Source organism: Caballeronia grimmiae, assembly GCF_000698555.1.
Classification (GTDB): Bacteria; Pseudomonadota; Gammaproteobacteria; order Burkholderiales; family Burkholderiaceae; genus Caballeronia; species Caballeronia grimmiae.
Genome location: NZ_JFHE01000042.1, coordinates 35,533 through 45,332, shown reverse-complemented (window position 1 = coordinate 45,332; position 9,800 = coordinate 35,533). Strand labels below are relative to the sequence as shown.

8 protein-coding genes are annotated in these 9,800 nt (G+C 58.8%); all 8 read right to left on the bottom strand.

All coding sequences use genetic code 11. The features are described from left to right. Positions 1–354: 354 nt before the first annotated feature. A complete protein-coding gene (locus tag BG57_RS26460; RefSeq protein WP_035969795.1) occupies positions 355–1,287 on the bottom strand; it encodes an amidohydrolase family protein in 933 nt (310 codons plus the stop codon). Between the two features lies 1 nt (position 1,288). Further along, on the bottom strand, positions 1,289–2,614 hold the full coding sequence (locus BG57_RS26455) for an MFS transporter (RefSeq protein WP_035969813.1): 1,326 nt from the start codon (positions 2,612–2,614) through the stop codon (positions 1,289–1,291). 14 nt (positions 2,615–2,628) lie between these two features. Continuing rightward, complete coding sequence (locus tag BG57_RS26450; protein WP_035969811.1) at positions 2,629–3,858, bottom strand: MFS transporter; 1,230 nt, start codon at positions 3,856–3,858, stop codon at positions 2,629–2,631. 8 nt (positions 3,859–3,866) lie between these two features. Continuing rightward, complete coding sequence (locus tag BG57_RS26445; protein WP_035969793.1) at positions 3,867–5,147, bottom strand: MFS transporter; 1,281 nt, start codon at positions 5,145–5,147, stop codon at positions 3,867–3,869. Further along, positions 5,144–6,190, bottom strand: coding sequence for an amidohydrolase family protein (locus BG57_RS26440; protein WP_035969791.1), 1,047 nt, complete (start codon positions 6,188–6,190; stop codon positions 5,144–5,146). Before BG57_RS26440 ends, BG57_RS26445 begins: the two co-directional genes overlap by 4 nt. A 12-nt stretch (positions 6,191–6,202) precedes the next feature. Then, on the bottom strand, positions 6,203–7,354 hold the full coding sequence (locus tag BG57_RS26435; protein WP_035969789.1) for a porin: 1,152 nt from the start codon (positions 7,352–7,354) through the stop codon (positions 6,203–6,205). Between the two features lie 45 nt (positions 7,355–7,399). Beyond that, positions 7,400–8,779 carry an MFS transporter gene (locus BG57_RS26430; RefSeq protein ID WP_035969787.1) on the bottom strand — a complete coding sequence of 460 codons (1,380 nt, stop codon included), beginning with the start codon at positions 8,777–8,779 and terminating at the stop codon, positions 7,400–7,402. Positions 8,780–8,863: 84 nt separating this feature from the next. Next, complete coding sequence (locus BG57_RS26425) at positions 8,864–9,790, bottom strand: SMP-30/gluconolactonase/LRE family protein (protein WP_035969785.1); 927 nt, start codon at positions 9,788–9,790, stop codon at positions 8,864–8,866. Positions 9,791–9,800: the final 10 nt, after the last annotated feature.

Below are 9,800 nucleotides of genomic sequence, written 5' to 3'. Positions count from 1 at the left end.
CCGCGTGTCCAGCTTTCGCGAATTACGCAGCGCCCAACGCCGGAGCCGCCCCAAAAGCGTTTGACCCCGTATGAACCAGGCGTCAGGCGGAATCGCTCCGACCGGCGCAAGGACGCCCACCGGTAGTCCTAATTGGGGGGTTGCTACCCTTCCACCCGCGCGCTACATGGTTAAGGTCGACGTAGAAGCCCTGCCGGATCCAAAGCCGAGCGTTGCCCGAGCGGCCACGCTCGGCTGCGACGCCTACGAGCGATCCCGACGATTCCACGCTCGGGTCGATTTTTGGACAGGTGAAGAATGCTCGCCGCGTGTGGGCGTCGCAGGGCGCCGCCCCTATCCCATTCGCGCCTCGACCTACGCGAAGCCGTAAAGCTTGGTTGGGTTCGTGACAAAAATCATCTCTTGCCAATCGGATCGTCCGATCCAACCCGCGATGACCTCGACAAGGCTCGCGTCGTCCGGTTTTTTTGTCTTTTGCGTGGGATGGGGCCAGTCTGTTCCCCATAACATGCGTTCGGGCGCCATATTGACGAACGCCTTGGCAACCGGTGCAACATCCAGGTAGGCTGGCTCGCCCGCTTTGCTGTCCACGTAGGGACCCGACAACGTCACCCACGTATTTCCCTTCTCGACCAATCGCTGAGCCGTTCTGAATGCCTCGGACGACAAGCCGTCTGGTTGTGGCACATGAGCAATGTGGTCAATGACCAAGGGACACGGAAGCGCCGACAGAGTGCGCTCTATACCGGCAAGTCGTTCACCTTGAACAACAAGTTCGATATGCCATCCAAGGGGCGCAATGCGGGCCGCCAGGGGTTGAATCATCTCGGCGGTCGCTGCCCCGGGGTAGCTCAGGTTAAAACGAATGGCGCGGATCCCCCCAGCATGCAGCCTGTGCAGTTCATCATCGCTTACCGATGAGTCGACAACTGCGACGCCTCTTGCGTCATCTCCGAAGTGCTTCAGTGCGTCGAGCGTCACGCTGTTGTCTGTCCCATAGGTGGACGGCGTGACGATCACGTTCCTCGTAATCCCAAGCCGCTTTTGTAAGAGTCGGTACTGCTCAATCGTCGCGTTCGGCGGACGCAGCGTGGTCCCTGGCGCGGCAGGAAACCGATCATCGTAAATATGCATATGGCAGTCGACGGTGCCCTTTGGCAGCTTGAACGCAGGACGCCCGGAGCCGCTCGACCACGTTTCTTGTGCAAAGGCTGCATTCGGTAGCGCGCACGCTGTCAGAAGAGCCCCGGCGTAGTGAAGGAATTTACGTCTGGTCGTGGATCGCATTTCAGACGGTCTCCGTCTTAGCAGCGAGTTGACGCGTCTCCCCATTGCGCGTCAGCAACAGCAGGGTAGTGACGCTAATGAGCGTGAGAACGCCAAGCGGCATCAATGCCAGCGCGTAACTGCCGGTCGCGCTTGCAACCCAGGCGTAAACGTTCACCATTAGACCACCGCCAAGGAGGTTGGCAATCGCGTTAATCGTCGCGAGACCCGCGGCCGCAGCACTTCCGGACAGCATGTCACCCGCGAGTGCCCAGAAGGGGCCCTTGAAGGCGTAGGCTCCTACCAACACGGCGCAAAGCAAGCAGACTGTCGGCACAATTGCGCCGCTCAACGATGTGCCGAACAGTCCCAAGCCGATCAGCAGCATCGGTACGACAGTGTGCCAACGGCGCTCTTGCACCCGGTCCGAACGTCGGCCCCAATAGACCATCAAAACGCATGCCAAAGCATAAGGAACCGAGTTGATCAGGCCCGTCTGCATGACAGTCAGACCATACGACTTGAGTAATTGCGGCTGCCACACATTGAGCGTGCTGCCGGCAGCCGATGCGCAGGTGTCGATGAGTGCAAGGCACAGCACGTAGCGGTTGCGAAACAGCTTGGTCAGCGGCATATCCAGGACCTTTTTAGGCGTCTTGGTCTCGTTGGCGAGCGCATTGGTAAGCCATTCGCGTTCGCCCGGTTTGAGCCAGCTCGCCTCGTCCGGTTTGTTTGTCAGGAAGAACAGACAAGCGAAACCCAGCAGAACCGTTGGCAGTCCCTCGAGAATAAAGAGCCAGTGCCAACCCCGAAGTCCTCCAATGCCGTCCATCTGAAGGAGCAACGCCGAGAGGGGTGAGCCCAAGAAGCTTCCGAGCGGAATTGCCACCATGAACACCGCGACGATCCGCGCACGATACGACGCGGGGATCCAGTACGACAGGTATAGCAAGACGCCAGGAAAGAACCCGGCCTCTGCCGCGCCAAGCAGGAAACGCAGGATGTAAAAGGTCGTGGCGTTCTGAACAAGCGCGGTCGCCGCCGAGACGATGCCCCACGTGAGCATGATGCGAGCAATCCAGACGCGCGCACCGTACTTCTGCAGTGCCAGATTGCTCGGAACTTCGCACAAGAAATAGGAGACGAAGAACAGGCTGCTTCCGAAGCCAAAGACTTTCGCCGACATTGCGAGGTCATGGTTCATCTGAAGCGACGCCATTCCGACGTTGCCCCGATCGATGTACGCGAGCAGGTAACAGACCATCAAGAATGGTATGAGCCTCCACACGACCTTCCGTATGGTCCTTTCTTCAATTTCGGATTTCGCTGTCACACTTTGGGCATGCATACCTTGTCTCCCGTTCATTTCGCGCTTTCGCGCTGTTCTCTGAGCTTTTGCAGTGCAATGATGGAAATGACGCCTGCTGCGAGCACGATCGCCATTGCCGCGAATGTATGGCGCACCCCGAGCGCCTCTGACACCGTTCCAACAAGCAGATAGCCAAACGGCATCGTGCCGTTGTAGGCCATCCCGTACATACCGACGAGTCCCCCTCGCACGTGCTCGGGGCACTGACGCTGAATGGTCGCGTTGGTCGACGTCGCCGCAAACGTGAGGCTGAAACCCAAAGCGAAGAAAGCGGGAATGGTTGCGCCTGCTGAGTCGGTAGTCGCCAGCACCATCAGCGCGGCCATGGCGCACCAGGGCGCCCACGCAATGAACCTTGCCGATGCACGCGGGCCAAGCGCCGACGACAAAAGGACTGCTGAGCTCAAAGAGCCCGCACCTGCGCACGCGAAAAACACACCGGTAAACCGGGCGGCATCGTGGAACGCTTTGTCGGCCAATAGCGGCACGAGCGTCTGATAACTCGCTGCGAATAACCCGACGCAAGCGAGGATCGGCAGATAGCGTGCAGAAAAGGCATCCGACATGACGTATCCCACTGCGTCGCGCAGGCCGCTGTCCGCGCGAGACGGTCGGGTTGCAGACGTCAGTCGAATCGAGCGCACACAGAGCGCCATAATGCAAAGCGCCAGCACGTAGATCGAAAACGACGCTATGGGCCCCAGCGTCGGATAGACGAAACCGGCAATCGTGGGCCCGACCATGCGGCCGACGTTGTAGACCATCGTATTCATTGCCACGGCGTTGGACGTGAGGCTCACGTCGCGCAGGCTTGTTAGCAGCAGAACCTGTCGCGCCGGCACTTCAATCGCGCTGGAGATGCCAATCGCGAGCGCGTGGGCGAGAATCAGCTTTACGCCAAGAATGCCCAGCAGACTTAGCGAAATCAGGCTTAACGTCAGCAAAAGTGACGTCGCAAGCACGCAGAGCGTCACGCGTCTCGCGTTCTCCGAGCGGATTCGCGATCCTGCAATTGGCGCCACAATAAGCTGCGGCCCATAGAGCAGGAAGTTGAGCAGCGCGAGAATCGCTGCAGAACCGGACAGGTGGTAGACGAGCAGGTTCAGCGTGACATTCTGCGTCCAGCTCCCTAGGACCGAGGCGACCTGGCCGCCCAGATAGCGGCGCAGCGAAGCCTCAGACAGCGCTGGGAATAACCTGCTAATGAAGCGCGGTGGCTGCATGGCCGTGGTCACGACAAAGCCTTTCCGCGCGTTTCCGGTGCGAAGAGGACGACCACCGCAGCCGCGACGAAAGCGACGATCGTGGTGGACAAGCCGAGCACGAATCCACCCGAGGTTGATGCCAAGCCGCCGATAACCAGCGGTGCAATGAACCCGCCGAGTCGTCCACCGTTGTAGGCGAGACCCATCAGGAAACCCCTCGACGCGGTGTTGCCGATAATTTCCGCGAGGAATGGCCCCGCACCTGCAAATATCCCGTTCACGCTGAAGCCGGTGAAGAATATTGTCACCAGTAGCACCAGCGGACTGGAAGAATAGATGTAGCCGAAGACGGCAGCGGCCCCTACCAGGAGGTAGGCGATGAACATCGGTCGACGCCCAAGCCGGTCAACGAAGGCCGAGAACAACAGAAAACCCGCAATCGCGCCAAATTGCAGTGAAAGAACGAACTTGAGACTGTGCACGAAATCGAGATGCTTGACCGCGATGAGGAAAGTCGGCGTCCAGGTGAACACGCCCCAGTAGAGGTACTGCAGGAAGAAGATGAAGGTGAACGCCGTCAGAAGGCCGCGAACGTTGAGCTTTTCGTCGTGCGTAGTCTTCCGGGCCGTCGGTTGCGCTTTCGCGTGCTTGCGCTCGAGCCAGATGGGCGACTCGGGCGTCTTGCGTGCGACAAAGAAAAGGATGAAGAACGGCAGCGCGCCAATCAGAAAAAGCAAGCGCCATCCGTTTCCGCCAAGGCCGTCATTGACGCCACTGACGATTCCCGAGATCGTGATCGCGAGAATTGCGCCGATGGGTAGCCCCATCTGCATGAGCGCCCCGCCCTTGCCGCGCCGGCTAGCGTGCCAGGTCTCAGCAATCAGGGCCGCGCCTGCCGTCCACGTTCCGCCCATACCTAACGCGCCGAAAAAGCGGATCACCGCGAACCAGTGTTCGTTGGGTGCGAACGCAAGTAAGCCAGAGAACAGCGAGTAGATGCCGATGCAGAGCAGTGCAGTGCGCACCCGTCCCAGCCTGTCTGAAACATATCCGAACAGAATGCCGCCGATGATCTGACCGGCAGCCGTGATGCTGGTGAAGACGCCAAGCTGAGCCTTGCTCAAGCCGAACTGAAATGCCAACGTCGGAAGAAGGAGGGAGAGCAAGAAGGAGTCATAGCTCTCGAACATCCATCCCAAACCGGCGAGTGAAAGTGAACGCCATTCGACGCCGGTGACGGCCTTATAACCTTTTCCCTCCGCCTTGCTTCCTGACGGAGACTCTGAAAGGCTAGCACTTGTCTTCATGACATGTCTCCGTGAAACTGCAGGCGGTACGTCGACGCCGCGGTCCGGTAAAACAGTGCTGCCTTCTCATCCGTGGTCATCGAGCTCGCGAGTCTCTTGAAGGCGTTCCACAAAACGCTATAACTGAACATTCCCTTGTCGACTGGGAAATTGCTTTCAAACATGCATCGGTCCGGACCAAAAAGCTCAATGCAGGTTTCAAAATACGGCCGCCAGGCCGCCGCAAGCTGTTCGGATGAGGGCGGCAATTCTTGCGATGCGAATTCGTAACCGAAGACGCTCATTCCTGCGCCACCCAACTTGATTCGTGTGTTCGGGAGGCTTGCAAGATGCGAGAGTCCTTCCTTCCACGCTGTTCGCACCTGCTCACGCTCGTGTGCGTGGGGTCCAACGCCGACCGGGCCGCCGAAGTGGTCAATGACGACCGTCACGTCCGGAGTCACGCGAGCGAGCTCATACAGATCGGCTAGTTGCGTGTGATAAACCCACGCATCCAGCGATAAACCGAAGCCAGCCAGCGCTTTCGCGCCCTGTTGAAAGCTCGGGTCAAGCATCAATCCACGTGGCGGCGTGACCGGGCTCGAACTCACTTCCGGACTTTCATGCCATGCCAGGGGATTGCGGATACCGCGCAAACGCCCCCCCGAAACATGCAGCATCGCTTCAAGCACAGACCCCAGCTCGTTTCCGAGCGTCAGGTCCGCCCCACCAACGATGGCTTCACAACACCGGGTCGGTCCATACGCCCCACTCGCGAACATGGCTGCAATGCCGTTCGCGAATTCCACTTCGCCGACGGGTTTCATCGCCTCGGGACCGTCCTGTCGCAGCATTGAACGACATTGGAGATAGACCGTCGACACGATGCGATGTCCGCTCCCCACATCCTTGCCGAACTGATCGATCAGATATCGCCCGGACTGACGGTCCCACAGGTGGTGATGAGCGTCAACGATGGGCAGATCCGGTTCAAGAACGGGCTCCTCGCCCAATGCGAGCCAGTCTTCACGAACGGGCAAATGAGGTGCATGGACAATTTGCACGGCCGTTTCCTGTCAGAACTTTTGGCGCAAGCCAACCGTTACGCCGGTCTGGTTATGACCCGGTGCAACCGTGCCGTAACCGTTCACACCAAGAGCAGAGTTGTCCTTGTTGTGCGCATAAGCAACGCTCGCGTATAGGTCGGTTCGCTTAGACAGGAAATAATCGGCGTTCAGCACAGCCATCCACGGATCTGCGCCTGTCGAGTGCACGTCGTGGTAGTAACCGACGGCCGTCAACTGGAAAGCCGGCGTAATCAGGTACTGGGCACCGAGCCAGTACAGGTTGGCGGCATTCGCCTGCGAGCCGTTGGCCACGGCGATGGGGTTCGTGGGTAGGAACGTGTTGGATGCGCGAAGATAGCGGTAACCTGCAGAGGCCGTCACCGGACCGAAGTTGTAATTGGCTGCAGCCAGTACACGACGTTCGGTGCTCGTGTTGGTGGCGACCGTATTGCTGTTGCGTTGTTCATATACGGCGGTCGCCCCGATCGGGCCGTTCGCATAGGTGAGTGCGCCGCTGAAAAACCGGCCGGTGATAAGCGCGCCCGGGACTTCCGCGCCATAGCCCGTGTCATACCGCGTGCTGTACATCGCCTGGGCGGTCACCGGGCCGAACTTCCCCGTGTACTTCGCTGAATTGTCAATGCGGGCAGCCAATGCATAGTCCAGCGACAGCGCCGAATATCTCGAGGAGACACCCATCGGGTCGAACGTGACCGATTGTTCGTAGATCAACGCTTGCTGCCGGCCGAAGGTCAGTTGTTGACCCTTGTAGCTGAGGCCAACCCAGGCCTGACGACCAAACAGACGGGTCGTTGTCGTCGGATTCGTGCCGAGGCCGCGCGTCGACTGCGCACTTGTGCCGTCGTTGATATTGAAGCCGCTTTCAAGCTGAAAGATGGCCTTTATTCCGCCGCCCAGATCCTCAACACCCTTCAACCCCCAACGAGAACCGGACATGTTTCCCGAGACCTCTCGAACTTGAGAGCCGCCGGTACTGGTGTTGTTCAGATACTCGACGCCAACGTCAGCGATGCCGTACAGCGTGACGCTGCTCTGCGCGTGAGCGGCACTTGACGCGAATGCCATGCTCGCGACTGCGACGGTTCCGAGCATGAAGGTGGGGTATGGGTTGGCTTTCTTACGAGCCTTCGTCAAAGACATGTTGTCTCCAAACAGTGGTTATAAATTTGGATATGGACCGCACAATTACGGGTTACGTGCGGAGGGTGCTTCGCCAGCATCTGCGCCCGGATCGCCAAGCCATGCGATCGTTAATGCGCCCAAAAGCAGCACGACAGAAACGGCGACTAGCGGCACGGTGAAACCGCCGGACATTTGCTTAAGTGCGCCAATCATCGAGGGACCGACAAAGCCACCCAGGTTTCCGACTGAGACGATGAGTGCCAGCCCGCCTGCGGCGGCTCTTCCAGTGAGGAAGCTTGATGGGATGGCCCAATACGTTGCTTGAAAGGCGAGAATGCCGCTGACGGTAAAACACAGCGCAGCGAGCTTGAGCACCGGGACCTGGGTGAATGCGCTGCAGCCCAATGCGATGGCGGCTACCACCAACGCACCGGCGACATAGGGAATGCGCTTCTGAGCCCGACTGGCCACACGTGCCCACCAAAGCATGACGACCGCGCCGATGGCATAAGGGATGGCAGTCAACCATCCGACCACCGAATGATCGACGCCGAACTGCTTGATGATCTGCGGCATCCACAGTCCGACGCCCACGGAACCGACGATGCCGCAGAAATTGATGAATGCCAGAACGAACACTCGCCAGTTCGTCAAAGCGTCGCGCAGGTTTTTGCCGTGCTTATTGCCGATGTCGCTCTGTTCCGCTGCGAGGCGGCGAGCCAGGGAGGACTTTTCTCCTTCAGTCAGCCACTTCGCTTTCTCGGGACGGTCGGCGAGTATGAACAGGCACGCGATCCCGAGAAGGACGGCGGGCAGGCCTTCAATAAGCAAGAGCCACTGCCAGCTACGGAGCCCGTGAAGGCCCCCGAGTTCGAGCAATGCTCCTGACATTGGCGAACCGATCATGTTGGCGACAGGAATGCCGACGAGAAAAGCCGCGGTCACTTTGGCGCGCCACTTGCCCGGGAACCAGTGAGTGAAGTACAGGTAAATGCCCGGCGTGAATCCAGCCTCAGCAATTCCCAGCAAAAAGCGGGCAGCCGCAAAACTTTTCGGCCCGACAACGAATGCCGTAGCCATCGAAAGAATGCCCCAGGTAATCATGATGCGCGCGATCCAGATGCGCGCGCCCACCTTCTGCATGATCAGATTGCTCGGGATTTCGAAGATGAAGTACCCGATAAAGAACAGTCCCGCGCCGAGCCCGAATTGCTCTGCTGTCAATCCAAGGTCTTTGTTCATCGTCAACGCTGCGAAACCGACATTGGTTCGGTCGAGATAGCTGATGACGTAGCAGATAAAGATGAAAGGAAGAATGCGACGGAACGCTTTGGCCAGCGTGCGTTCGCTTGCAGCGTAGTCTTCGCTGGTGACGCTGAGTTTGCCTTGCGCGCTGGCCTTGCCTGTGCCGCCGCTGGCTTTCAAGGAGTGCGATGTGTTCATGTCTGCTCTCCATCGCACTCTCATGGCGCAATGAATCTGTGTGGAAGTTGGAGCCGCGCGAGGCGGCTTACCAGCTGATGGACCTCAGTTTTTCTTTGCTCGTCTTGGTAGAGGCCCAGCGATAGTCATCTCGGCTTTCAGGACGGTTCCGTTCGTCGACTCAGTCATGAAGACTGTCTTCATCTCCGGCCCGCCGAAGCAAAGATTGGTGAGCGAGGTGCCTTCCGGTCCCGTCAAAATCTCGACGGGCTCCGCGCGGCGGTTGAGCACCCACACACGACCGAGACCCGGGTTGGCTACGAAGAGGCGCCCTTCGTTGTCGACCGTCATGCCGTCGGGACCGCTCGGACCGTAGGAAGTAAAGAATTGCCCAACTTTGCTGACTGAACCATCGGATTGCAGCGGCACGCGCCAGACACAGTTGCCGCGGGTCATGCCGACGAACAGCAGCTTCTCGTCGGGTGACAACACCAGACCGTTCGGGCTGGGACAGTTTCCGAGCAGCATGTCGAGTCGGCCGTCCGGCGATAGCCGATACACACGGCCCGTGGGATCGTGCAGACCGGTCTGTCCTTGGTCCGTGAAATAAAGATTGCCTTTCGAGTCGAACGTAAGGTCGTTGACGCCTTTGAAGCCCTCGGAATTGCGACGTTCGAGATACGGCCTTACTTCGCCCCGTTCGATGTCGACCAACATCAAGCCATTGCGGTAATCGGTGATGAGCAAATGAGAATCATCGAAAAGCTTCATCCCATTGGGCTCACCCTCGTACTGCGCAACGAGGTCCCACTCGCCCGACGGCGCAATCCGGAAGATGCGACCGTATGGAATATCCGTGACATACAGGTAACCGCGCGGATCCCAGACAGGTCCCTCGAGAAACGAGTCGGTCACCAAGCCACCGCGGTTGGCTCGTGCCCAATCACTGTGAGCGTCGGGCTTGCGGAATTTTTCCGGCATGCGCGTGAACACTTCGGTTTCGCGCACTTCGGGCGATGTGAGATAGAACATGCTTAACTCT